Source organism: Halocynthiibacter namhaensis (assembly GCF_000812685.1).
Lineage (GTDB): Bacteria > Pseudomonadota > Alphaproteobacteria > Rhodobacterales > Rhodobacteraceae > Halocynthiibacter > Halocynthiibacter namhaensis.
The window spans coordinates 1-24,805 of the sequence record NZ_JWIF01000056.1 but is presented as its reverse complement, the minus strand read 5'-3'; the positions used below and the strand labels follow the sequence as shown (position 1 = coordinate 24,805).

15 protein-coding genes, 2 tRNA genes and 3 rRNA genes are annotated in these 24,805 nt (G+C 52.3%); 12 read left to right on the top strand and 8 right to left on the bottom strand.

Going from position 1 to position 24,805, the window contains the following annotated elements; genetic code table 11:
• Positions 1-102 precede the first annotated feature (102 nt).
• From RJ38_RS08125 to RJ38_RS08105, 5 genes are read left to right on the top strand one after another with little or no spacing between them, the layout of a single operon-like run.
• Entirely contained in the window at positions 103-2,313 is a 2,211-nt protein-coding gene (locus RJ38_RS08125; RefSeq protein ID WP_052245294.1) for a serine/threonine-protein kinase, read from the top strand.
• A 55-nt stretch (positions 2,314-2,368) separates the two neighbouring features.
• Positions 2,369-3,646 carry an FHA domain-containing protein gene (locus RJ38_RS18130; protein ID WP_052245293.1) on the top strand — a complete coding sequence of 426 codons (1,278 nt, stop codon included), beginning with the start codon at positions 2,369-2,371 and terminating at the stop codon, positions 3,644-3,646.
• Positions 3,643-4,482, top strand: coding sequence for a PP2C family protein-serine/threonine phosphatase (locus tag RJ38_RS08115; RefSeq protein ID WP_052245292.1), 840 nt, complete (start codon positions 3,643-3,645; stop codon positions 4,480-4,482). The genes RJ38_RS18130 and RJ38_RS08115 overlap by 4 nt, the downstream gene beginning before the upstream one ends.
• Complete coding sequence (locus RJ38_RS08110) at positions 4,479-5,765, top strand: transporter substrate-binding domain-containing protein (protein ID WP_052245291.1); 1,287 nt, start codon at positions 4,479-4,481, stop codon at positions 5,763-5,765. The genes RJ38_RS08115 and RJ38_RS08110 overlap by 4 nt, the downstream gene beginning before the upstream one ends.
• 40 nt (positions 5,766-5,805) lie before the next feature.
• A complete protein-coding gene (locus RJ38_RS08105) occupies positions 5,806-6,903 on the top strand; it encodes a transporter substrate-binding domain-containing protein (protein ID WP_039018366.1) in 1,098 nt (365 codons plus the stop codon).
• Positions 6,904-6,958: 55 nt separating this feature from the next.
• Here RJ38_RS08105 and RJ38_RS08100 read toward each other — a convergent pair whose 3' ends face one another.
• The 7 genes from RJ38_RS08100 to RJ38_RS08070 are packed head-to-tail and all read right to left on the bottom strand — an operon-like array spanning position 6,959 to position 13,664.
• Positions 6,959-7,822 (bottom strand): RDD family protein, encoded by an 864-nt coding sequence (locus RJ38_RS08100; protein WP_039018365.1) that lies wholly within the window; start codon positions 7,820-7,822, stop codon positions 6,959-6,961.
• The gene (locus tag RJ38_RS08095; RefSeq protein ID WP_039018364.1) at positions 7,819-8,856 is read right to left on the bottom strand and encodes a stage II sporulation protein M; all 1,038 of its coding nucleotides are present in this window, start codon (positions 8,854-8,856) and stop codon (positions 7,819-7,821) included. Before RJ38_RS08095 ends, RJ38_RS08100 begins: the two co-directional genes overlap by 4 nt.
• Complete coding sequence (locus tag RJ38_RS08090) at positions 8,853-10,184, bottom strand: DUF58 domain-containing protein (RefSeq protein WP_082005678.1); 1,332 nt, start codon at positions 10,182-10,184, stop codon at positions 8,853-8,855. The genes RJ38_RS08095 and RJ38_RS08090 overlap by 4 nt, the downstream gene beginning before the upstream one ends.
• Complete coding sequence (locus RJ38_RS08085; RefSeq protein WP_039018362.1) at positions 10,171-11,127, bottom strand: AAA family ATPase; 957 nt, start codon at positions 11,125-11,127, stop codon at positions 10,171-10,173. The genes RJ38_RS08090 and RJ38_RS08085 overlap by 14 nt, the downstream gene beginning before the upstream one ends.
• Positions 11,114-12,445: a hypothetical protein gene (locus RJ38_RS18125; RefSeq protein ID WP_052245290.1), complete on the bottom strand. Its 1,332-nt coding sequence runs from the start codon at positions 12,443-12,445 to the stop codon at positions 11,114-11,116. Before RJ38_RS18125 ends, RJ38_RS08085 begins: the two co-directional genes overlap by 14 nt.
• Complete coding sequence (locus tag RJ38_RS18120; protein WP_052245289.1) at positions 12,442-13,209, bottom strand: hypothetical protein; 768 nt, start codon at positions 13,207-13,209, stop codon at positions 12,442-12,444. Before RJ38_RS18120 ends, RJ38_RS18125 begins: the two co-directional genes overlap by 4 nt.
• A 20-nt stretch (positions 13,210-13,229) precedes the next feature.
• The gene (locus RJ38_RS08070) at positions 13,230-13,664 is read right to left on the bottom strand and encodes a DUF805 domain-containing protein (RefSeq protein ID WP_039018361.1); all 435 of its coding nucleotides are present in this window, start codon (positions 13,662-13,664) and stop codon (positions 13,230-13,232) included.
• A gap of 277 nt (positions 13,665-13,941) precedes the next feature.
• Between RJ38_RS08070 and RJ38_RS08065 the strand changes: the two genes are divergently transcribed.
• A complete protein-coding gene (locus tag RJ38_RS08065; protein WP_039018843.1) occupies positions 13,942-15,420 on the top strand; it encodes an FMN-binding glutamate synthase family protein in 1,479 nt (492 codons plus the stop codon).
• 32 nt (positions 15,421-15,452) lie between these two features.
• Here the strand turns inward: RJ38_RS08065 and RJ38_RS08060 are convergent, their stop codons facing one another.
• Positions 15,453-16,679 (bottom strand): FAD-dependent oxidoreductase, encoded by a 1,227-nt coding sequence (locus RJ38_RS08060; protein WP_039018360.1) that lies wholly within the window; start codon positions 16,677-16,679, stop codon positions 15,453-15,455.
• 277 nt (positions 16,680-16,956) lie between these two features.
• Here RJ38_RS08060 and RJ38_RS08055 point away from each other — a divergent pair, with 277 nt between their 5' ends.
• The 6 genes from RJ38_RS08055 (at position 16,957) to rrf (ending at position 24,590) form a co-directional block, all read left to right on the top strand.
• Positions 16,957-18,021 (top strand): TPM domain-containing protein, encoded by a 1,065-nt coding sequence (locus RJ38_RS08055; RefSeq protein ID WP_039018359.1) that lies wholly within the window; start codon positions 16,957-16,959, stop codon positions 18,019-18,021.
• Between the two features lie 979 nt (positions 18,022-19,000).
• Positions 19,001-20,469 (top strand): 16S ribosomal RNA (locus tag RJ38_RS08050).
• A 308-nt stretch (positions 20,470-20,777) separates the two neighbouring features.
• Positions 20,778-20,854: transfer RNA gene (locus RJ38_RS08045), tRNA-Ile, on the top strand.
• A 148-nt stretch (positions 20,855-21,002) separates the two neighbouring features.
• Positions 21,003-21,078, top strand: a tRNA-Ala gene (locus RJ38_RS08040).
• A 456-nt stretch (positions 21,079-21,534) separates the two neighbouring features.
• Positions 21,535-24,365: ribosomal RNA gene (locus RJ38_RS08035) — 23S ribosomal RNA — on the top strand.
• Between the two features lie 110 nt (positions 24,366-24,475).
• Positions 24,476-24,590 (top strand): 5S ribosomal RNA (gene rrf, locus RJ38_RS08030).
• Together the 16S, 23S and 5S rRNA genes with 2 tRNA genes alongside form the textbook arrangement of a ribosomal RNA operon.
• Positions 24,591-24,805: the final 215 nt, after the last annotated feature.

Genomic DNA, 24,805 nt, shown 5'->3' with positions numbered 1-24,805 from the left:
AACGGGGAAGAATACGTGCGGCACGCTTGGGGTTGCTGCGCAGTTGGTTGGGAAATCCCGCCAAATAGATCGGCATTGCGCCAATAGGGTGGGACGAAAACAGTGAGCCAAATTCAGGCACCAGATCTGCACGATGAAGACATTCCTGCGCATGCGCTTCTGCCGGGAACCTCTCTGTTGCGGGGCCAATATGAGATCATTCGTTTTCTCAACAGTGGCGGATTCGGGATAACCTATTTGGCGCGCGATAGCTTAGAGCGCGATGTGGTGATTAAAGAATGTTACCCTGGCGCATTGTGCAGTCGTGACGGGTTTCAGGTGATTGCGAACGCCCCTGAATACGAAGCGGATCTGGCATCCATCATCACCCTGTTCATCCAGGAAGCGCGCAGCCACGCCAAACTGGTGCACCCACATATCGTGCCCGTGCACCAAGTGTTTGAAGACAACAACACGGCCTATATTGCGATGGATTACATTCGCGGTTGTGACTTGTTGGACTTGATGGACACCCCGGGCCACCAGTTCACGCCCGGCACGCTCATCGCATTGACTGAAAAGATGCTGTCAGCCGTTTCCTTTATCCATGAACACGGAATGCTGCATCGGGATATTTCCCCCGACAACATCCTTATTGATCAACACAATGAGCCGGTTTTGATCGACTTTGGTGCGGCGCGTGAGCAAGCTGCCAATCGCAATGCTGCGTTGGTTCGTTTGCGTGTTGTGAAGGAAGGGTATTCGCCACAGGAATTCTACGTTCCAGGATCGGTGCAGGGGCCATATAGCGATCTATATGTGCTTGCCGCTACATTGTATCACGTATTGGTCGGCGAGCCCCCCGTGGATGGTCAAACCCGCTATGACGCTTATGACAAGCAAGTTGTAGATCCTTATGTGCCCGTTACGGGGCGTTTTGATGGCTATCCTGCAGGATTTCTTGAGGCCATCGACAAGGCCATGAATGTCTTGCCATTCCAGCGCCAACAATCGGCTTTGGAGTGGTTGCAGATGTTTCGCGGACCACAGGCTGCCTTTGGTGCGACGGCTGTCCGGCCTGCCTCTGTCATTGCTGCATTGGGCGAGGCAGACAGCACGGCTGTGGCGGCAGAAGACGATGGTGTAACGGCTGCGAAGCGCGCACGCATCCAGTCTGAGATCGCAAACGCAGAGAACGTGATTTCCGCGATGATGTCCCAGGTGGCATCTGATGTTGCGAATGAAAATGGCAGCACACCCGTGAACAGCGCCCCGCGTCAAATGCCTGACGCAGGCGTTGCAATCGACGACACCAACGACACGCCAGAAATGCGCCACCTAAAGGCGATGTTGGAGGCGGACGACGAAAGTGACGATCTGGACCTTACAGAAGCAGAGGGTGAGATCGACCCAGCCGATATTGCACCATTTGCGTCATTGTCCCCACCGGAAGAAAGCCCGCGATCACGCGGAAAAATGGGTGTGATATTGGGCGCTGTGGCGGCGTGCGTTTTACTGGCAGGGCTTGGTCTTTGGGGGCTGTCTGGATCGGATACAAATGTGACACCGCCGCCTGCCATTGAACCCGTCACTGAGATCGCGGCTGAGCTGGACACCCAGGCCGAAGTTGTGCCTGAGCAAACGGAAATAGCGGATGCTGTACCCGCGAATGAAGACGTGGTTGTGATTGAGGATGCGAGCACTGAAACACCCCTTGAGGCAACAGCAGGGAATGTGTTGAATGAACAGATTTCGTTCTCTCATTGGGATGTTGAAACCCCCTTCACGTTGAACACGCGTCGCACGTCCGGGGGCCATTTCTATATTGTGAATAGTGTTGGAAGCCCCGATGAAATGCGGATCGTTGGGGATTGGGTCCAACGTGGAACGGCGATCTATTCGGTCAACAGTCAAGCCGCGCAAGCGAATGTTTCTTTGGCGGGTTTGATGTTGCGAAACCTGCGCGTGGATGACGACGGCTATACCCGTGCATCTGTGCGATATAAGGCGCTGGGAAACAACCGCATTCTGACGGGGACCATCGCCTTGCCGGTCGTGCAAACGATTGGTCTTGCAAACGGATTGGTCGTTTCTGAATTCGCAACGCTGAATGGGCAAACAGAAGTCACCCAAGGCACTGGCCTGCCGGCAGATCAGTTGCGCAAGGGCGATGTCATTCTCAGGGAAGAGACCACTGGTGTGTATCTGGGGCGAAGCGGAGCATTCCGTTTGGTTTTGGAAACGCTCGTCCAAAGCGGCGCGTCAGAGGCAAAATTTGTAGTGAACCGTAACGGGGCGGAAGTGTTTGCCCAAATGCCATTGGCGCTGGAATGACCTCTCATTCATCGGCGTCCCATCTTGCAAATACAAATATGAAGGTCACAACGTTATGTTTAATTACAAAAGCCCATTAAGCAGAATTCTTGAAAAGCCAGCTGCAAAACCTGAGGCTGGGTCATCTGCCCAGGCCGAGGTAGACGCTTTGAATTTGCAATCACTGCGCGACACGCTGACCACAACGTCTGAGACCAGCGAGACCGCAGAATTCCACGAGGACATCGACGAGGCCGCGCCTGTGGTGGATGAAATGGAAGTCGCGGCGGCGGAACAACAGACTGAAAGATCTGATTTTTTCGTGTCACAGTCTGACTTCGATGACGATGATCTTCTGGATGATGAGGCTGCCATTGCCGACAATATCTTTCTGGAATCCCCTGAAGTGGTTGATGTTCCCTCCGCTGCGGCTGAAGCCTCCGGCGCGGAAGTTTTCGCGTCTGAATTGCAGGTGGCCGAGGTTGCAGATGAGGTTGTGGCGGCTATCGATACGACGAAACCCAGCGTTTTGACTTTGGTCGCGGAAGCGCCAAAAGCGACGCCGCAAGATGAACCGATTTCAACGCCGCTTGCCCTCAAAGAAGCGCTAGAAATTGTGGCTGATACAGTAGTCACAGCGCCCCATGAGGATGTGGAAATTGGTGACGTTGAAGTTGAAAACGTCGAAGTTGAACTGGCCGACGATAATCAACTCAGCCTGAACACACCGGTTGAACCCCAGCTTGAGACAGCACCAGAACCAATTTCCGAGACGGTTGTGGACGTTGCGACGGCTCCAGCGGATGTGGTTGTGACGGCGCCAGAACCTGCACAGATGGGCACAGATGTGGCGGAAGAAGTTGCAGGTTTGCCTGTGCCCACACCCCAGCCAAGGTCACGTCGGCGTGACCGGATTAAGACAACGTTTTTGGGGTTGGAACCTGCCGACAATCACTTGAACGATCTTATTTCCGCGGATCCCGTGAAGAAATCGGCTGTGGTAAACACCTTCCCTGTGGGCTGGCTTGTTATCACAGATGGGCCCGGACGCGGCACGTGTCTGACACTGACGGAAGGGCTTTTGCAGATCGGGCGCAACGATGATCAAGCCCTGCAGCTTGATTTTGGTGACAATGGGATTTCACGCAGCAGCCACGCAGTTGTGGCCTATGACCCAGAAGAACGTAAATGTTTCTTGGGGCATGGGGGCAAGGCCAACCTCGTGCGTTTGAACGGCAGCCCCGTACTTAGCACTGTTCCGATGCAAAGCGGTGATAAGCTGCGCATTAGCGAAACCACCATGAAATTCGTAAGTTTCTGTGACCAAGGTTTTGATTGGCGGGATGAGACGTGACCACATCTGCACGACGATTTGATATCGCGCTTGGGGCGGACATCGGCCAACGCGACTGCCAAGAAGATGCCATTGCTGCTCGTTTCTCAAGTACAAAGGACATCGGTTATGTCGTGGTTGCCGATGGAATGGGCGGGCATCAGGCCGGTGATATTGCATCGCGTTTGGTTGCGTCCTCATGGTCGGCATCCATGGATCAGCAGATCAGAATCGAAGCCGCGCCGGAACGTATCTTGGTCGATGCATTGCCCTTGGCCGCTATGGAAGCCAACGCTGCGATTGCCAGCCACATCGAAGCGCAAGCTGATAGCAAGAACATGGGGTCCACTTTGCTTGGCGCCTTGTTTGTGGAAAACCGCTTTTACTGGATCTCAATCGGGGATTCCCCACTTTATCTGTATCGCGGCGGTGTATTGTCTCAGATCAACGAAGACCATTCCATGGCACCAAAGCTTGACAGTCTGGCGGCACAGGGCCTTCTCAGTGCCGAAGATGCACATGTTCACCCGGATCGAAACTGCCTGACATCGGCGCTTATGGGGGGCGGGATTTCCCGGGTCGATTGCCCTGAGCATCCGAACGAAATGCGCGAAGGTGATATCTTGATTGCCGCAAGCGACGGCATTCAACATTTGGCTGATGCAGAAATTGAAACCATTCTGCGCACCGAAAACCATACGGGCTGTCAGGACATTCTTGATCAGATCATGCAAGCGCTGCGCGATGCTGATGTTCCTGACAAAGATAATGTTTCCGTGGCGATCGTTGCCTTGAAACAGTCCGCAGCCGATTCACAAACACTTACTCAATTCGAAACGAATAGCACGCCATCATGAAATATCTCGCGACCTGCTGCCTTCTGGCATCTCTCATACCCACGTCTGTTTTCGCACAACAGGCTTGTGAACCTTATGAAATCCGTCGGGGCGATAGCCTGCGCAAACTGTCCTTGAGCGTCTATGGGACAAAGGATTACGGGATCATTTATGATGCCAATCGGGATGTGATTGGCGCGAATCCAAATGTAATTTTGGTGGGGACCGTCTTGCAACTTCCGTGTGATCCGCATGGGCATGGCAATGCGGTTGTCAGCGTTGACACATCGGAACAAACACTTGTCATAACAAATCGTGCCCAAGTCCAAGCGGACGCGATGGTCCTTGAGGCAGAAACACGCGCAGCTGTGGCGCGGGCAGAAGCTGCTGAGATGGCAGCTCATGCTGAAAGCGAAATTCTTGCGGCGCAAGAAGCTGCCGCAGCTGCTGTCGCTGCCGCAGAAGCCGAAGTTGCACAGGCTCGCGCAGACGCATTTGCCGCCGTTGAGGCCGCAACATCTTTGGCGACACCTGAACCGCTAGAAGCCGTGAAAACGCGTCAAATTGTTTTGATTACAGGGGGGGATTACCCGCCCTATACGGATGAAAACCTGCCTGATCGTGGTTTATACACAAAGTTGGTGGAGACAGCGTTTTTGCGTGCTGATCCAGAGCAACCTTACAAAATTCAATTCGTGAATGACTGGAACTCTCATCTTGATTTGTTGATGCCCAGCTTGGCCTTTGATGCGACATTCCCCTGGGCGCGTCCAGATTGCGAACATATGGAAATGCTTGCGGATTCGGATCGGAACCGATGCAAATCCTACAACTTTTCCAACCCCTTTTACGAAGTTGTCGACGGCTATTATTCCCTTGCAGGTTCGGGATACGAAGACGCGCGCAGCTATGACGCGTTTGCAGGAACGGTGATTTGCCGCCCTGAGGGATATTCCCTGAGCAACATGAGTAAAGCTGGTCTGGTCGAACCTGTGATCACATTGATACGCCCGGTGTCAGTTGCCGCCTGCTTCGAGGCCCTACGTGACGGAGAGGTGAACATCGTCGCATTGGATGTTCAAGTGGCGACCGATATCATCGCAGATCTGGACATGGAATTTACCGCAATTGAGAACCCAAACTTGCTTGAGGTGAAGTCCCTGAATGTCATGACACATGTGGATAATCCTGAAGGTCAGGCGGTGCTTGATACGCTGAACCGTGGGCTTTCGATCATGCAAAATTCGGGCGAATGGCGCGACATCGTGTCGACCGCTCTGAAATATCAAATGGACAATCTGTAAGGCGAAAACGCCGTTACCCTAATACTTTGGAGGAAGACTTATGTATAATATACAATCTCGTACCCTCGTACGGGCTGCTGTGGCAGCAACGTTCATCTCAGCGGGGGCTGCGGGTGCGCAAGATGCGTGTTCGACCTATCAAGTGGCCGACGGCGACACATTGGCGACCATCGCTTTGTCTGCCTATGGTATTTCTGATTATCAGAATATCTTCAACGCAAACCGCAGTGTTGTAAGCAACCCCAACTTGCTTGAATCAGGGCTGGTTCTGCAATTGCCGTGCCTTGATGGCAGTCTTCCAAATGGCCTGACAGCTGAAGCGGTTATTCAGCAACAAGAACAATTCCAAGCCGCGCGCCCCAGCAATAATGTCTATCACCCGCCGATGAAGATCGTGACGGGCAATGACTGGCAGCCTTTTGCGGATGAAAGCCTGCCAGGGGGTGGCATGATGGCGCGTCTTGCAACGACCGCCCTGCAGCGTGGCGGGAATGATCGTGAATTCTCCATCAGTTTTGTTGACGACTGGGGTTCACATTTGGATGTCTTGCTGCCGCTTGGTGCGTTTGACGTGTCACTGGCGTGGACATTGCCTGATTGTACAAAACAGCATGACCCGGCGTCCTCATCAGGTAGGCGCTGCAATGAATTTCTGCGCACAGTGCCGGTTTATGAAACAATCACCGCCTATTTCATGCGCCCTGACAGTCCCTATGCGAATGCCCAGACCTATGAAGACTTCCGTGGATCAACATTCTGCCGTCCAGAAGGGTATTCCACCATCGATCTAGAGGTGAACGGGATGCTGCCGCCTGCACTTGAGCTGATGCTTGCTGATAAGCCCGTGAACTGTATCGAAGCTGTGATGCTGGGCAATGCGGATATCGCAGGGATGACGCCGGATCTGTTTGAAACCTCTCGCAAAGAGCTGGGCATCACCAATGATGTTGTTGAAAATCCAAACGTAAACTACGTGACCTCTTATGGATTTTTGATCAGCAAGGTTAACCCATTTGGTCGTGAGTATGTCGCCATGCTGAACCGTGGTCTGAATGAAATGCGCCAAAGTGGGGAATGGTACGCGATCGTTTCTCAGTCGCTTCGAGACCACAATGAAATGTTGATGGCGACGGAATAACGCCGGTCGTCATTGGACAAAAGGGGGCGTTGAACGCCCCCTTTTTTGTGCCGAATTACGGCTTGGGTTTGTTCATGTCATGATGTTTGTTTTCACGCGCGTCGCCGAACAGTTGCTTGCTTTCCAAAAATTCGCGTTGCTGACGGTAAAAATCGGTCAAGAAATGCCAATGATCCTCGGGCAAGATCCGATCTGTATATCCGATTTTGCGGTGAATGGTTTGGGTGACTTTTGACATCCGCGTCACCGCTTCCGGCGTTTTGGGAGGGGCGCGCAGGATCTCTTCAAGTGTTTGTAATTCATAGCGGCCGTAAATATCTAAGTGTTGCGGCTCAAAGGTGAATTCAACCCGATCAACCATCAATTTTGTTGCGAGATCCGGCATTAGAATGGCCTTTGGCTGGTCCACAACCAACGTGCCTGCGATCATGTCGCCTAGGCGTTGACGGCGCTTGTTGATCAAAGGGACGGCAAGCACGATCAGCATCCAGAGTGTTAGAAATGTGCCTGTCCATCCGCTGTCAAAACTGCCTGACAGAAGGGTTGTGAGAGGCATGAAAACCTCGACTTCCTTCATCAGGTTACGCGCAGTGATTTGATGGGGCGTTAAGCGGCCACCATCAGCGCTGACCACACGCGTATGGGTGATCTTTTTGCCAATTGTGCGCCCATTCCAGATCAGTTCTGAGAATATATAATAGGGGATGCGCACCAGAAAAATCAGCAATAAGAACAAGGTGCCCATGAAGGCCCAGCTGAGAAGCCCCATCCAGATGAGGGCCACAAACAATGCGAAGACGCCGCCAAAGGTGATGATGATATCAAGCATTTGAGCGCCAAGGCGTGACCCGCCGGATGATATTTGAAATGAAACGGGGACGCCCTCGGGGGGGATAAGATCTTGTTTGCGACCGGTCATGATTGTCCCCGATCCGCGTGATCCATTTCGCGCCCTGCCAACAGCAACCACGCCAGCCACAAGGCGCCAATGCCCCATCCGATAAACAGGCGTAGTTCCGTCGATTGTACCAGTTGGCGAAAGAACCCTTCGATGATTGCTGCCGTGATCAACATCAACCCCGCAAGGATCATCAGTTTAACCGCGTCAGGCCCCGCCCGGCGCAAAGCTTCGCGTCTTGTGTTATTGCCCGGCAAGAGCACGGCCAACCCAAGTTGCGCGCCGCCAGCACAGGCAACTGCAATTGCGGACAGCTCGGTGACACCATGAATCGACAGCCAGCCGAACACCTCATATCCCAGACCGGCCTGTGCAAACATGCCCCAAAAAGCCCCAAGCATCAGACCGTTGTAAAATGTTAGAACGAAACTGGGCAAAGCGGCAAAGACACCTAAGGCGAAAATGAAAATTGCGATGCGGGTATTGTGTGAGAACAAGAATGTGGCGAAGACCCCCAGATCACTGTGGTCGCGATCGCCGTCGTCAAACAGGGTGCCGCGCAGATATTCTTGGCTGGCACCCGGAACGCGCCCATCAGACAGGCCCGAGGGCACAAAGCTGTAGAACCATTCTGGATCCTGTGAAAACAGAATATAGCCAATGATAGCGCCCATAATGAGCGCCAGGAAACCAACCAAAAGGGGCACGGTTGAGCGCCGCACAGCGCGTGGAATGCCTGTGGTGAACAAGCGGGTCACCGCCCCACGGATGCTTTCTTGCGGGGCATAGACCACCAAATAGGCCCGTGCGCATAATGCCTCAAGATAGGCCAACAAGGCCTTATCCATGGAAATAGATCGTGCCACCGATAGGGAATTCATGGCTTGGCGGTACAGGCTGGCCAAGGCGGCGGCTTCTTCATAGCGCAGAGATGACATGCCTTGACTTTCAGCCCGGGTGATAAGGCTGTCGAGTTCCTTCCAGCCGACTTCCCGCTCTGCGCGGAAACGCGAGGAACGCAATGTGTTTTGGGTGTTTGTCGTGGGCGAACTCATATGCGCTCCTGCGCTTTGATATCGATGTAGCGTGAAATCAGAGACGCGGTCAGATGTTTGGGATGGGTATCCAAACACAGAATGCCCAAGCGTTGCAATTTGTCCAAGACGGCTTCGCGTTCGCGCAAAATCTGACGGGCTGATACGGCTTCTGACACGGCGGCCATAGATGCGTGATCGGGGTGGGCAATCGCCTGAAGATCGGGATCACGCAAAGCCACATAGAGCACCAGATGTTTGCGTGTCATGACCGACAGGTTTTCCACCAACAGTTCGGCACTTGTGCTGTCTACAAAATCAGAAAACACCACAACCAGGGACCGTCGCGACAGATGACTGGCGAGCCGGGTTAAGCCAAGCGTGTGGTTGGTTTCCGCAGTGTCTTGCTGCAAAACCGCGCTGTGTCGTTGGATATGACCAAATGCGCGTTTACCAGGACGGGGGGGAATGAAGGTTTGTGGACGGCTGTCAAAGTTGTAAAATCCCACATTGTCGCCCCCGATGCCACCAGCCCAAGCCAAGGACAGCGACGCATTGATCGCATGATCTAACTTTGACAATTGATCAATATGTTCGCCCATCAAGTGACCACTGTCCAGGCAGATGATGATCTGATGGTTGCGTTCTGCACGGGTTTCGCGGGCCACCATATTGCGCATACGGGCCGACCGTTTCCAATCAATGCTGCGGGGATCCATGCCGATCTGAAATTCACGCAGCTGATGGAATTCTGATCCTTCCCCGCGCAGATTCATGTCCTTTAGACCATCCAGTAAGGGCAACATCTGTGTGTGTATTTCGCCATTCAGCACAGGTGCGATATTGGCGACGATATCAATGTTCAAATCCAGGGGCCAAGATGGCAGCATTTCGAACAACCCAAAGCGCGATTGAAAACGTACGGACAGTCGGGTCAGCTTGCTTTGGCCACGCTCCCGCAAGCCAAGAGGCCAAGACATCTGATGTTGTTTGGTGCCTGGCGCATTGAACAGCACCTGTGCGGCAGGTGTAGGGGTGATTTCTGTGCCATGGTGAAGCCGCATTTCGAGATATGCCGGCAGGCTGTTCTTCTTTGCACGGATCGATAAATTCAGGGGTGCATTCGCGCCAGTAAAGCCGGTTTCGACAAGATCTGCGTTCAAATCGAAGGTTTTGGCTGACGGCGTCATCAGCAAATCAACCAAACCAAACAATACGGCACCGCCCCAAATCATGACAACCATGCCCGCCCCATCAGGCAAGGTTAGGCCGATGAAAATCGACACCGCGGCCAGTATGAAAACCAGCGTTATGAGGCGTTTTGACGGTCGCATCTTAGCGTGGTGCATCCGTGCGGTTCATGATGGTGCGCAAGACATCATCCGTGGTGTGGCCTTCGATCTCGGCGCCAGGGCCAAGCACCAGACGGTGGCGCATTGCTGGGATCAAAAGGGCTTGCACATCATCTGGGATCGCATAATCACGCCCATCAAGCGCGGCTTTGGCGCGAACCGCACCGGCAAGTGCACTGGCGGCACGCGTGGATGCGCCATGTTGTATGTCTCCGTCAGATCGTGTGGCGCGGATCAGATCAACGATATAGGTCAGAATGGTTTGATCCAGGCGAATGGAATCCACCAATTCGTGTCCCGCCTTCAGGGTTGGGCGATCCATCACTTTGCGCAGATTTGTGCGGCCACTGTCTGCGGAAAGGGGCAGGGCGGCGATGCTTGTTAGAATGTCGATTTCAGCGTCGCGATCTGGGAAGTCGACCAATAGCTTAAACAAGAAACGGTCCAGCTGCGCTTCGGGCAGCGGGTAGGTGCCATGTTGTTCAATCGGGTTTTGCGTGGCGATAATGAAGAAATCTTCACCCAGTGGATAGGTCTTGCCGTCAATCGTCACTTCGCGTTCGTTCATCGCCTGCAAAAGCGCGGATTGCGTTTTGGGGGGGGCGCGGTTGATCTCGTCTGATAGCAAAATATCGGTGAAGATCGGGCCCTTGGTGAGGCGGAATTCGTTGGTTTCAAAGTTGAATAGATTTACGCCCAACACATCACCCGGCATTAAGTCGGGCGTGAACTGTACGCGACCAAAATCAAGATCCACCACCTGGGCAAGACAGCGCGCGACAAGGGTTTTCGCGGTGCCGGGGGGGCCTTCAAGCAGGCAGTGACCACGGGCGAAGATCGAAATCAAAAGCATGTCGATCAGTTCATTCTGACCCTGAACAACAGAGCCGATTTCGCTGCGGATATCGCGGGCGAGCGTTTGGAATTCAGTGAGGTCCATGATGTTCCATAACCTTTTTCAACAGAGAATGATAAGTGGCCAGAAGCCGGTGACGCTGATGGGCAGACATCTCTGGCGGGTTGGCCATGAGCGTATCTGATACAGCAGAGAATTCTTTTGCAAGCTTTGGGTGCCGCCGTGCAACAAGTGCCATGAACCGCGCTTCGGCCTCGCCGCTGGTGACATGGCCGAAATTTCGTTTGGCAAGGTCTTCAATCTGGGAGCTGACGAAATCTGCAACCATGCGCCCATCGTTTCCGGACAAGCGCAGCAACCGGGCTTTGGCTGCGATGGCAGCCCGCTTGGATTGCGCACGGCTGGGGCCACCCGACGCGTTGAGTGGGCCAAATCGACGTGAGCCGCGCCAAAACAGCATGGCCAATACGATCAAAAGCACCGCCCAAAGCAGCGAAAACGGATAGGTGAAGAACCGTTCGAATTCATCGCTGCCGCGTTCGTATTCTTGGTATTCATCAGGGCGTTCCACGGTCACCAACAGCTGTGAGCTGCGGTCAATGTAAACCGGGCGTTCATCCGTGCCACGCAGATTATTGATGAAATTCAAAGTAAAGCGCGCGTTTTCGGCGACTTTAAGGCCGTGGTTGTTCATGAGGTCCGGGTCGGACACAATATATACAACAGGCCGGTCGTCTGCCTGTTTGCAAGCGATCACTAAGGCATCCTTGCCGAAGGTCACAACTGATTTACAGGTATCGGGCAGTGTCCGCGCATCAAAGAACTGGGCTTGGAACAATGCGATCTCTGCGCCATGGGACGAGAGTTGCTCAAAGTTCGGACCGGAACGGCGCAGACGTATGCTGTGTAAACCCAATTGCGGCAAAAGTGGTTGCAAGTTGCCAATTGGGATCAAGGATTGTTCATGGGCGATGCCTGTAACATTCAATCCACCCCGCCATTTTGGCATCAACACGATTGAACGTATCTCTTGAATTTTAAGGGAATAGTTGCGCTGTAAAATATCGCGCAGGTCATCTTGGATGATATGTTCATCGCGTGTTTCTGGCGTGGTCGTATAGGCGCTTAGGTCTGTGTCATACAGGGGCAAAATGCGCAAAGACAGTTGTTCAGCGGATGGGTGCACGCGCGGATGAGACAGGCGATTGTCGACGCCTTGATCATCCAGCCAGGCCCCTAAAGTTTCGACCCCGATAGCGGATTTGTTAAGCTGCCGATCTGTTTGCCCAGATCCAAGCATTGAAAGCATAACAAAGCCTAGGACCAACAGGATCGCGACAACGATCATTGGGGTGTTTGATACAGGGGCTTCGACGTGTGAGGGTGCAGATGTGTCGGTCATGCGCGCGCCCCCGTTTTTGAGGTTTGGTTTAACACTGTGCGCCCAAGTTCAATGGCGGCGTCAAAATGCGAGTCACTTACAGGTCGCCCGCCGTAATGTGCCAGTTCGGCTTGCCGCAAAATCGCTTCGACGCTGTGGATATGGGCCCAATGGGTTGGCAAACGTTCAAATGCGCCGCGTTCCGTGTCGGCGCGTGCAAAGCGGGTGCTGGTGCTTTCTGACGCTGATAATAAGCTGTAACGCAGCAGCAAAACCAAGGCTTCGCTGCGATCTTGCATCGCCGCGATTTTGTCCAAGATGGATTGCGGCCCTTTTTGCAGGTCCGCGCTGGCGATTTTCCAAGTATCGGGGGCCTGGCTTGGTTTTGGGTTCACTTCAGACGGTTCACGCGACAACAGCATGCCGGCCCCACCAAATTTGAGCCACAAAAATATGGCACCCAGAATGATGACAAACGCGACCATCACGCCCATACCGCCACCGGATGGCACGCTGAATTCACGTCCGGGCAGGGGGGTATTCTGTTTTGGGTTTTCTTGTGCGCGTCCAGACGCCAACTGCCCATCCAGCTGACTGACATAGGTGACGTCCGATGTAACTCGGCTGTTTCGGGTTAAGGCTGTGACCTCTCGCGAGGTTTCGCTGGTTGGGGCGTCGACAGTCTCAACAATTGTGTATTTTTCGGCCCCCTCACCGCCCACGTCCTGCGCGAACCCGCTGACAGGCAGCAGGCAAAACAGAAAAAGGGCGCTGAGATATTTCATATGATTAAAAAACCAGTTCTTTAGGCGAAAACATCTTCGCTATGCTCAAGTTTCAGTGGGTCTGATCCAAATCGATTGTCGCCTTCTGTGCCTTTCATGACAGTCATAACAAAGAACCAGATGCTGATAAGTACGCCGATATACGGGATGGCGCCTGCCAACATAGCGACCAACACAAGCCAACCTGACATGTCGCGATCGTGGAAGCGGCGGACCATAACTGATATCAAAGGGATATAGAGCGCCACAAGAGGTAGCCCTAAGATTGTGAAGATTACACCGATTGCTGTGTTTGAAGGCTGCATGCTCATTACAACAGCGAAAATGATGGCGAACGTTGCGAGGCACAACACCAAAAATAAATAAAACCACCAATATTCAGACCGCGATGCGCGGCCAGAAAATGTGATGTATTTCTCGAACAAACAGGTGCGTATAGCTTCTTTAAAGCCCATTTGAAAAAATCCTTTTACATAACCCAGACAATTTGGGGCAATCGTTACTATGCGTGCACTTGTTACAATCGGATGTCATGGCGCAAGTGCATTTGCGGGGTGCATGCGAGATTTCAAATACATGTGTCCTTGGTGACTCAGTGTAAAGGTGTTCATCCTATCTGTTCACATCCGGCGACGTTTTCGTGAAGCATAGATCTGGCTCTTGCCCCCGGTTACGCCCCGCGTCATCATATGCGCTAAACATATAGGGAATGATGTACCGATGATGATTTACATGCAATGGGCGGGGCAAGTGCTTTCGGTTTTGGCGCTGCTATTTGTTCTGGTGATTGGCCTTGGCGCTGCCTTTGCTGTGGTCTTATTCGTCATCGACCGGATGCAAACCGGGGATGCGGTGCGCCGGAACTATCCCGTTATTGGGCGCTTCCGCCATTTGTTCACTGAGCTGGGCGAATTCTTCCGTCAGTATTTCTTTGCAATGGATCGCGAAGAGCTGCCTTTTAACCGTGCTCAACGGGATTGGGTCGCGCGGGCTTCTGGTGGGGAAAGCAACACCATCGCATTTGGATCAACGCGCAACCTATCTGTGCCAGGCACGCCGATATTTGTGAACGCGGCCTTTCCGCCTTTGGATGATCAGGTCGCCAAGACCGAACCTTTGATGATCGGTGAAGGCGCGCGCACGCCATTTCTTGCCCCGTCTATATACAATATATCTGGCATGAGTTTCGGTGCCCTGTCCAAACCCGCTGTGCAAGCCTTGTCGCGGGGGGCGAAGAAAGCCGGTGTTTGGATGAACACGGGCGAAGGAGGCCTGTCGCCGCACCACCTTGAAGGCGGATGCGACATTGTTTTTCAAATCGGTACGGCCAAATATGGCGTGCGCGATTGTGATGGCAATCTGTCCGATGACAAGCTGCGCGAGATCGCCGGACATGAAAACGTGCGGATGTTCGAGATCAAGTTGGCCCAAGGGGCGAAACCTGGCAAAGGTGGTATTCTTCCGGGTGAAAAGGTCACCGCTGAAATTGCTGCCATTCGCGGCATTCAGGAAGGGGTGGCCTCTATTTCGCCGAACCGGCATGAAGGTGTCGACAGTTGGGAAGATCTGTTGGATTTCATTCACCACGTGCGCGACATCACGGGCAAGCCTGTTGGCATTAAGACTGTGATTGGCGAACTGTCCCCGATGCAAGACTTTCTCGACCTTATTAAGCAACGCGGCGCGGACAGTGCGCCAGATTTCATCACCATCGATGGTGGTGAAGGTGGAACAGGTGCAGCGCCCATGCCGTTGATGGATCTCGTTGGTATGACCGTGCGCGAAGCCCTGCCATTGGTTGCGAATTTGTTGCGCGATGCCGGCCTGAAAGATCGCATTCGCCTGATCGCCTCTGGCAAGCTTGTTAATCCGGGTGACGTGGCTTGGGCCTTGGCGGCGGGGGCTGATTTTGTCACGTCTGCCCGTGGCTTTATGTTCAGCCTTGGGTGTATCCAGGCGTTGAAATGCAACAAAAACACCTGCCCCACGGGGATCACCACACATGATGAACGCTTTCAGAAGGGGCTGGTGCCTGAGGCGAAATATGAAAAGGTCGCGGCCTATGCCAAAGGCATGATCAAAGAGGTCGAAACCATCGCCCATTCTGTCGGCGTGTCAGAACCCCGTCAGATCCGCCGCAAACATGTGCGCATTGTCGGGGGCAACGGGCGCTCAACCCCAATGGATGAGATCTTTCCAAACCTAAGCTAAGTGGAAACACCCCTTCTTCAGTCTCTGGATGGTTAGAAATAGGAACCTTCCAGGGACTGTTTCGCTTTCATGATCAGTTCTTCATCCGTGTCCATGGATAACGCTAGGGCAGGTGGTCCGCCGTTAAATGCCATAATGATGGGTTGCCCTAGGTATTTGTATAGATTTAGCCACTGATTGAATTGCCCCTTTGGAAGCCCATTTTCAGGCGTGGCAATCCAAGTGATGTCTTCGTCCCAAAATGGTTCCTCATACTGTAGGTACAGTTTATCAAGCGTCCCCATGCCCAGTTTGGCAATCGCATTTTGCGTGGCAGACGGCAGGGCCGGGGTGAAAGTGACTGTGTTTGCCTTCAAGACACCCAAGGGCAGTGTCACCACGACAACATCAAATTCTGTGTTCGTGCCGTTGGATGTGATCACGACGCCATTTTCATCATGAGAAATCGCGCTGACGGGGGACGACAGTTTCACCTCGTAATCCCCGTCCAGGGCTGGAAGAAGGCTTTCATAGCCTTGCGAGAAAATCACATCGTCACCACTGTATTCAGTCTGCGCCATGTAAGCTTGAAGGTTTATGTCGTGACGCGCCGCGCCTGCATTGTGTTGAATGGTTGTTACATCCTCAAGCCAATTCGGTGCCGCACTTTCTTCCATTAGACGCCCACCCGCGCCACGCATGATATAGGTCTCATCCGTGGCAACCGTTGCGGTGTCCATAACCTGCGCGAGGTTCGCAATCGGGTTATCATGCGTTCCATGGATCCAGCTTGCCCCCAGATCCAGCGGCACACCAAGATCGCGATTGGTCACTATACGTCCGCCGATGCGATCGCGGGCTTCAAAGACTGTAACGGATCGGCCTTTTGCAGATAAGCGCTGGGCCAAAGCCAAGCCGCTTATCCCGGCACCAATAACTGCGATGGGGCCGCGCGTGTCTCGATCAACGTCCTGGGCAGTCATAATGCCGCTTTCATAAGCGGCATGCACTGTGCTGTTGTGATGGGGGTGAATGGCTTCCCCCGCAAAATAGATCCGGCGATCAATAGGCGCCCCGAGGGCAGCCCGATCACTTTGCAAAGCCCCCGTCGCCACATAGGAATATGATCCAAATGCGTAAGGGTCCTGACTCCAATTGGTGCGAAGATAACCTTTCAGGAAGGCGCCCTGTGCGCTTTCTTGTGCCTGCGCTCCGCGCCAGGGTAGAAATGCACCAGTCGCGCCCCCAATCAGTCCAGACAAAACATCACGTCTCTTCATAACAAAATCCCAACCGCTTACGTATAGTATAGTGTCGCCAGCCACGCCGTATAAATGCCGACATGTTTGGGCAGGCGCAATCGGGCCCAACCGAAGGCAACGTAAACTGTACAGTAAGCTTTGAAAACCACATGCCCACCCGATAGGATCTTGTTGCATCAGGTAAATGTGCCCAGCTGTCAGTCGCACCCAATCCCTTTCTGAAAAACCGCTTGCGTGGGGTGGGTGAAAAACGGATTGTGACGGCAAAATATGTGTATTTTGGAATGTTGGTTATATGTTTAAATTGTTAAAATCCATTTTGGTTCTCTGTGCCTTGTTGACGACGCCAGCCTTCGGGCAGACGTCATATCCTGACCCTGAGAACATCTACGTCAACGATTACGCATCTCTTATGACCGCACGAGACGAGCGTTATGTTCGAACCGCTCTTGAAGAACTGCGCGCAGAAACGGGCATAGAGTTCACAGTTCTTACAATTCAAAACATGTCTGACTACGGACATGTCGGTGCCATTGAGCCTTTCGCAACGGATCTGTTTAACGCATGGGGCGTTGGGAATGCTGACGCAAATGACGGGGTATTATTGTTGGTATCGCGTGGAGATCGCAAAATGCGTATCGAGGTTGGTTCGGGTTATGGGCGCAGCAAGAATGACCCGATGAAACGCATCATCGACAACATCATTATCCCCGAGTTCAAGCAAAGCGCCTATTCGGCAGGAATTCGTAAAGGTGTGAATGCGGTGATCTATGATCTCACGGGGGCTTATCCCAAGGGTTTTAATCCGGGCACGGTCACGGAAGCCCTAGACCGCCCTCAAGGATTTATCAAACGCTACATCGGTTGGTTGATTGCACTGATTATTCCAGGATTTTTCCTCACGATGGTGGGGTTTGTGCGGCGTTTGCGCAGCAAGCCTCGGATCTGCCCCAATGATGGATCAAAGATGTCCCGGCTGAGCGAGGATTGGGACGACAAACATTTGAAATCCGGGCAGGTGGTCGAGGAACGCTTGAACAGCATTGATTACGATGTTTGGAAATGCGCGCAATGTGACCACGTGACGATCCAAGCATATCACGCTTGGTTTAGTGGGTTCGGCGCCTGCCGTGCCTGTAGTTACCGTACACTGGAAGGTGACTCGATTACGCTGAAGCGTGCGACGACTTCATCTGAGGGTGTCAGACGTACAGATTACAATTGCCACCATTGCGGCGAGACATATTCAGTGACCAAAGCGATCCCGCGCAGAACGGAAAGCTCTTCGAGCAGTTCTTCTGGTGGGTCATCATTTGGCGGTGGGTCTTCTTCTGGGGGCGGGGCAAGCGGAAGCTGGTGATGTCGAAGTTTTCGATCTCAACAGGGCAGCGCTAGATTGGCGGAGTATAGCGCTAGATTGGGAGTATATCGTGAGCAGCATTGCGTTTGATTGAAGTCCCCAAACCGCCGCCACAGTGCATTTCTGGTGCACTTTTATAGTAGAATACGTAACCGCGCTTCTTTTGAGCGCGGTTTTTTGATTCTGAGAGTGTGTTTGAGATGTGTATTTTTGTGTTTTCGAGTCGGGTTTTGTTTTTTGGCGACTCGTTTCGACTCGTTTCCTGCTCGTATTGGTTGGATTCTGAGTGTTTGGGGTTTGATGGTGTGCGAGTCGTGGGTTGTTTGCGGTGAGTCTGTTGGAAAATCTGTTGTTCGTGGTTTCTGGAGTGTTAGAAAGTTGCGTTTGGGCTGAGGTATTCATTTGTTAAGTTGCTTTTGATGTATGAAAATAAGGGGTTTTGTTGGTTTTCGAAAAAACTGCGAAGTTTTTGTAAAAAGGGGTTGCGGGTCTGGTCGTATAACCCTAGAACCCACTTCACCGGCAGGGCGACACGCTAACAAGCGACGATCTGGCGGGGCAGCGGAGGGGTCGCAAGGCACTGAAGTGAAGTTAGAAATTTGAAGGTTGACGGGCTAGCGTGCCTTAAGTATTAAGGCGCTCTGGCAGTGATTTGCCTTTCGGAAGCTTCGGTTTCCACGCTCTTTGAAATTGCTAATATCTGAAGAGATATGTGGGCGGTTTGGTTCATTTCGATGAACAAACATACTGCACATATATGTCAACTACCTAGAGAAGGTCACTTGTGACTGGATCGATTATGGATAGTCAGCTTCACTGTTTGGACGGCTTTTGTTTACTTTGTAAACTGAAGCACAACAAACAGAGAATACATCCGGTACTTTGCAGTGCTGGATGTGAATAATGATCCAACTTTAGTCGGTTGGATTGCTATATGTGCAGAGGTTCGAACGTCAGGGATAAGCTAGTAATAGCTTTTCAACTTGAGAGTTTGATCCTGGCTCAGAACGAACGCTGGCGGCACGCCTAACACATGCAAGTCGAGCGCTTCCCTTCGGGGAGGAGCGGCGGACGGGTTAGTAACGCGTGGGAACATGCCCTTTACTAAGGAATAGCCTCGGGAAACTGAGAGTAATACCTTATACGCCCTTCGGGGGAAAGATTTATCGGTAAAGGATTGGCCCGCGTAAGATTAGATAGTTGGTGGGGTAACGGCCTACCAAGTCGACGATCTTTAGCTGGTTTGAGAGGATGATCAGCAACACTGGGACTGAGACACGGCCCAGACTCCTACGGGAGGCAGCAGTGGGGAATCTTAGACAATGGGCGCAAGCCTGATCTAGCGATGCCGCGTGAGTGATGAAGGCCTTAGGGTCGTAAAACTCTTTCACCAGGGATGATAATGACAGTACCTGGAAAAGAAACCCCGGCTAACTCCGTGCCAGCAGCCGCGGTAATACGGAGGGGGTTAGCGTTGTTCGGAATTACTGGGCGTAAAGCGTACGTAGGCGGATTAGTAAGTTAGGGGTGAAATCCCAGGGCTCAACCCTGGAACTGCCTTTAATACTGCTAGTCTTGAGTTCGAGAGAGGTGAGTGGAATTCCAAGTGTAGAGGTGAAATTCGTAGATATTTGGAGGAACACCAGTGGCGAAGGCGGCTCACTGGCTCGATACTGACGCTGAGGTACGAAAGTGTGGGGAGCAAACAGGATTAGATACCCTGGTAGTCCACACCGTAAACGATGAATGCCAGTCGTCAGCAAGCATGCTTGTTGGTGACACACCTAACGGATTAAGCATTCCGCCTGGGGAGTACGGTCGCAAGATTAAAACTCAAAGGAATTGACGGGGGCCCGCACAAGCGGTGGAGCATGTGGTTTAATTCGACGCAACGCGCAGAACCTTACCAACCCTTGACATACTCGTCGTCGGTCCAGAGATGGATCTTTCAGTTCGGCTGGACGAGATACAGGTGCTGCATGGCTGTCGTCAGCTCGTGTCGTGAGATGTTCGGTTAAGTCCGGCAACGAGCGCAACCCACGTCCTTAGTTGCCAGCAGGTTAAGCTGGGCACTCTAGGGAAACTGCCGGTGATAAGCCGGAGGAAGGTGTGGATGACGTCAAGTCCTCATGGCCCTTACGGGTTGGGCTACACACGTGCTACAATGGCAGTGACAATGGGTTAATCCCAAAAAGCTGTCTCAGTTCGGATTGGGGTCTGCAACTCGACCCCATGAAGTCGGAATCGCTAGTAATCGCGTAACAGCATGACGCGGTGAATACGTTCCCGGGCCTTGTACACACCGCCCGTCACACCATGGGAGTTGGATCTACCCGAAGGCCGTGCGCCAACCTTTCGAGGGGGCAGCGGACCACGGTGGGTTCAGCGACTGGGGTGAAGTCGTAACAAGGTAGCCCTAGGGGAACCTGGGGCTGGATCACCTCCTTTCTAAGGATGTTTCTAGTAGGTTAGTTCGCTAACTTCGTGAAACACTTAGCATAAAAGTCGATCTCTCCTTTGGAGATCGCACATCGCAATATCTTAGGATATTGTTTGAACCAATCCGTCCTCATATCTCTTCAGAAAGTTGTTATTGCTTCGCAATAGCAACATGCGACAGTGGCTTTTGCATCGCAAAAGCGCACGAGAGCATAAGTGTTGCCTCACATCTGTGTTGCTATCCCGTGCAACTCGCGCATTGCTTTGCAATACGCTGTTTGCACTTCCGCGTTTCTGGCGTAGCCAGAGAACGCTATGGGTCGGTAGCTCAGTTGGTTAGAGCGCACGCCTGATAAGCGTGAGGTCGGAGGTTCAAATCCTCCTCGACCCACCATTTTGCTTCGCAAGATGGTCGCGTCAGTGGCTTTTCTGTAAGAAAAGCGCACGAGAGCGCATCAAGATAAGAATAAATACCCGCCCTCTCGGGACATTCGCATAGCGAATACCCTGCCGGGCAACGCGCATCGCTCTGCGATACGCTTGGGGCGTTAGCTCAGATGGGAGAGCACCTGCTTTGCAAGCAGGGGGTCATCGGTTCGATCCCGATACGCTCCACCAAAACCCAATACAATTAGATCTTCAAGCATTCACTGAATGTTTGAACGTCCAATTGGACGAAGCGAACGCGCACCCTTCGGGATGCGCTGTCTCGCTTTTTGTTAGAAACTTCCTGAAGTTTCTAACTTATTGACATCGTTTAGAGAGAATCAAAATATCAACACTGTTGATCAGTCGCGAGTAAGCGAATTGATCTCAACATGTGCTTGATCAAGGACTTAGGTCTTTGTTCTGGCAAGCATGCAGTTACCTTCTCCGAGGTTCTGTTGTGTATGCATCGTTGAAAAAGCAATGTTGTCCAAGTCAAGTACACTAACCCAAGTCCTAGCACCCTGAACCAGTGTTAGGCAGTCTGGCGCAAGCCAGGCGGGAAAGAATAAAGTATGACTTTTGATTAATGGCTAACCTTTTCAAAAGGGGGTTGGCCGCAGAAGAAGTCTGACTTCTTCTGGATCAAATCAAGCGTGAAAAGGGCGTTTGGTGGATGCCTAGGCAATAAGAGGCGATGAAAGACGTGATACTCTGCGATAAGCCATGAGGAGCTGAGAATAAGCTTTGATCCATGGATCTCTGAATGGGGGAACCCACCTGACATTTTGTTATTGTTAGCTTTGCTATCAATAACGAGGTGAACCAGGTATTTTTAACCTGAATACATAGGGTTAAAAAAGCAAACCCGGGGAACTGAAACATCTAAGTACCCGGAGGAAAGGAAATCAATTGATACTCCCCTAGTAGCGGCGAGCGAACGGGGACCAGCCGAGCAATAATTGTGACTAGAACAATCTGGAAAGATTGACCAAAGTGGGTGACAGTCCCGTATAGGAAGCATGATTTGACGTATTAAGTAGGGCGGAACACGTGAAATTCTGTCTGAAGATCGGAGGACCACCTTCGAAGGCTAAGTACTCCTTATTGACCGATAGCGAACCAGTACCGTGAGGGAAAGGTGAAAAGCACCCCGACGAGGGGAGTGAAACAGTTTCTGAAACCGGACGCCTACAAGCAGTCGGAGGGACCTTGAGTCCTGACGGCGTACCTTTTGTATAATGGGTCATCGACTTGGTCTTACTAGCAAGCTTAAGCCGTTAGGTGTAGGCGCAGCGAAAGCGAGTCTTAATAGGGCGAATGAGTTAGTGGGATCAGACCCGAAACCGAGTGATCTAGGCATGATCAGGTTGAAGGTGCAGTAACATGCACTGGAGGACCGAACCCACATCTGTTGAAAAAGATCGGGATGAATTGTGCCTAGGGGTGAAAGGCCAATCAAACTCGGAGATAGCTGGTTCTCTGCGAAATCTATTTAGGTAGAGCGTCATCCGAATACTCTCGGGGGTAGAGCACTGAATGGGTAATGGGGGCCCACAGCCTTACTGATCCTAATCAAACTCCGAATACCGAGAAGTACTAGATGGCAGACACACAGCGGATGCTAACGTCCGTTGTGAAAAGGGAAACAACCCTGACCTACAGCTAAGGCCCCTAATTCATGGCTAAGTGGGAAAGCAGGTGGGACGACCAAAACAACCAGGAGGTTGGCTTAGAAGCAGCCATCCTTTAAAGATAGCGTAACAGCTCACTGGTCTAAATAAGTTGTCCTGCGGCGAAGATGTAACGGGGCTCAAGCCATGAGCCGAAGCTTAGGATGCATTTATTGCATGGTAGCAGAGCGTAGTGTGACATAACACCTTTCCTCATTTGCATCTTCCGGGATGTAACGGAGGATATGGTGTTTTCTGTGAAGCCGGCGCGTGAGCGATCCGGTGGAGAGATCACTAGTGAGAATGATGACATGAGTAGCGACAAACAGGGTGAGAGACCCTGTCGCCGAAAATCCAAGGGTTCCTGCTTAAAGTTAATCTGAGCAGGGTAAGCCGACCCCTAAGGCGAGGCCGAAAGGCGTAGTCGATGGGAACCAGGTTAATATTCCTGGGCCATGAGGTGGTGACGGATCTCGAAGGTAGTTCATCCTTATCGGATTGAATGGGCTGCTTAGAGGTTCCTGGAAATAGCCCCTCTATAAGATCGTACCCTAAACCGACACAGGTGGATAGGTAGAGAATACCAAGGCGCTTGAGAGAACTATGTTGAAGGAACTCGGCAAAATACCTCCGTAAGTTCGCGAGAAGGAGGCCCAGTTCTTACGCAAGTAATGACTGGGGGCACAAACCAGGGGGTGGCGACTGTTTACTAAAAACACAGGGCTCTGCGAAGTCGTAAGACGACGTATAGGGTCTGACGCCTGCCCGGTGCCTGAAGGTTAAATGGAGGGGTGAGAGCTCTGAAATGAAGCCCAGGTAAACGGCGGCCGTAACTATAACGGTCCTAAGGTAGCGAAATTCCTTGTCGGGTAGTTCCGACCTGCACGAATGGCGTAACGACTTCCCCGCTGTCTCCAACATAGACTCAGCGAAATTGAATTGCCTGTCAAGATGCAGGCTTCCCGCGGTTAGACGGAAAGACCCCGTGCACCTTTACTACAGCTTCACATTGGCATTAGGCCGAACATGTGCAGAATAAGTGGTAGGCTTTGAACTCAGGACGCCAGTTCTGAGGGAGCCTTCTTTGAGATACCACTCTTGTTCTGCTTGATGTCTAACCGCGGTCCGTTATCCGGATCCGGGACCCTGTGTGGCGGGTAGTTTGACTGGGGCGGTCGCCTCCTAAAGAGTAACGGAGGCGCGCGAAGGTTGGCTCAGACCGGTCGGAAATCGGTCGTTGAGTGCAATGGCAGAAGCCAGCCTGACTGCGAGACTGACAAGTCGAGCAGAGTCGAAAGACGGTCATAGTGATCCGGTGGTCCCAAGTGGGAGGGCCATCGCTCAACGGATAAAAGGTACGCCGGGGATAACAGGCTGATACTGCCCAAGAGTCCATATCGACGGCAGTGTTTGGCACCTCGATGTCGGCTCATCTCATCCTGGGGCTGGAGCAGGTCCCAAGGGTATGGCTGTTCGCCATTTAAAGAGGTACGTGAGCTGGGTTTAGAACGTCGTGAGACAGTTCGGTCCCTATCTGCCGTGGGTGTAGGAGATTTGAGAAGAGTTGCCCCTAGTACGAGAGGACCGGGGTGAACGTTCCACTGGTGGACCAGTTGTTATGCCAATAGCAGTGCTGGGTAGCTATGAACGGACAGGATAACCGCTGAAGGCATCTAAGCGGGAAGCCCCCTTCAAAACAAGATCTCCCTTGAGAGCCGAGGTAGACCACCTCGTCGATAGGCCAGAGATGTAAGTGCGGTAACGCATTCAGTTGACTGGTACTAATTGCTCGATAGGCTTGATTTGATCCAGTAGAAGGCAGACAAAGCCTCCTCAGGACCAATCAAAAAGCATACACTATACATTAGTATAGCTTAACACACGGACAACAGTTGATATTTTGGCTTCTTTCTCGGTTTGGTGGTCATAGCACAAGTGAAACACCCGATCCCGTTCCGATCTCGGCAGTTAAGCACTGTCGCGCCGATGGTACTGCGTCTTAAGGCGTGGGAGAGTAGGTCACCGCCAAACCTAGTAAGAAGCCAATTAGATCCTCTCAAAACGATATCAAACAAAAAAAACCCGCGTCGTAGAAATACGATCGCGGGTCTTTTTGTGCACCCCTGAAGTATCTCCAGAACTGTAAAGTAAGCGGTAAACTGGATGCCGTGCGCTGACCCCACATAGCATGTTAGTTTCTTCTGTGAGATTTTGCTTCCTGATAGATTTGAAGGGAGTTTCTACAT

What these genes read in the sequence shown, in the direction of transcription:
- RJ38_RS18130 (WP_052245293.1), top strand. Translation starts at nt 2,369, where the DNA reads ATGTTTAATTACAAAAGCCCATTAAGCAGAATTCTTGAAAAGCCAGCT.
- RJ38_RS08110 (WP_052245291.1), top strand. Translation starts at nt 4,479, where the DNA reads ATGAAATATCTCGCGACCTGCTGCCTTCTGGCATCTCTCATACCCACG.
- RJ38_RS08105 (WP_039018366.1), top strand. Translation starts at nt 5,806, where the DNA reads ATGTATAATATACAATCTCGTACCCTCGTACGGGCTGCTGTGGCAGCA.
- RJ38_RS08100 (WP_039018365.1), bottom strand. Translation starts at nt 7,822, where the DNA reads ATGACCGGTCGCAAACAAGATCTTATCCCCCCCGAGGGCGTCCCCGTT.
- RJ38_RS08095 (WP_039018364.1), bottom strand. Translation starts at nt 8,856, where the DNA reads ATGAGTTCGCCCACGACAAACACCCAAAACACATTGCGTTCCTCGCGT.
- RJ38_RS08090 (WP_082005678.1), bottom strand. Translation starts at nt 10,184, where the DNA reads ATGCACCACGCTAAGATGCGACCGTCAAAACGCCTCATAACGCTGGTT.
- RJ38_RS08085 (WP_039018362.1), bottom strand. Translation starts at nt 11,127, where the DNA reads ATGGACCTCACTGAATTCCAAACGCTCGCCCGCGATATCCGCAGCGAA.
- RJ38_RS18125 (WP_052245290.1), bottom strand. Translation starts at nt 12,445, where the DNA reads ATGACCGACACATCTGCACCCTCACACGTCGAAGCCCCTGTATCAAAC.
- RJ38_RS18120 (WP_052245289.1), bottom strand. Translation starts at nt 13,209, where the DNA reads ATGAAATATCTCAGCGCCCTTTTTCTGTTTTGCCTGCTGCCTGTCAGC.
- RJ38_RS08070 (WP_039018361.1), bottom strand. Translation starts at nt 13,664, where the DNA reads ATGGGCTTTAAAGAAGCTATACGCACCTGTTTGTTCGAGAAATACATC.
- RJ38_RS08065 (WP_039018843.1), top strand. Translation starts at nt 13,942, where the DNA reads ATGCAATGGGCGGGGCAAGTGCTTTCGGTTTTGGCGCTGCTATTTGTT.
- RJ38_RS08060 (WP_039018360.1), bottom strand. Translation starts at nt 16,679, where the DNA reads ATGAAGAGACGTGATGTTTTGTCTGGACTGATTGGGGGCGCGACTGGT.
- RJ38_RS08055 (WP_039018359.1), top strand. Translation starts at nt 16,957, where the DNA reads ATGTTTAAATTGTTAAAATCCATTTTGGTTCTCTGTGCCTTGTTGACG.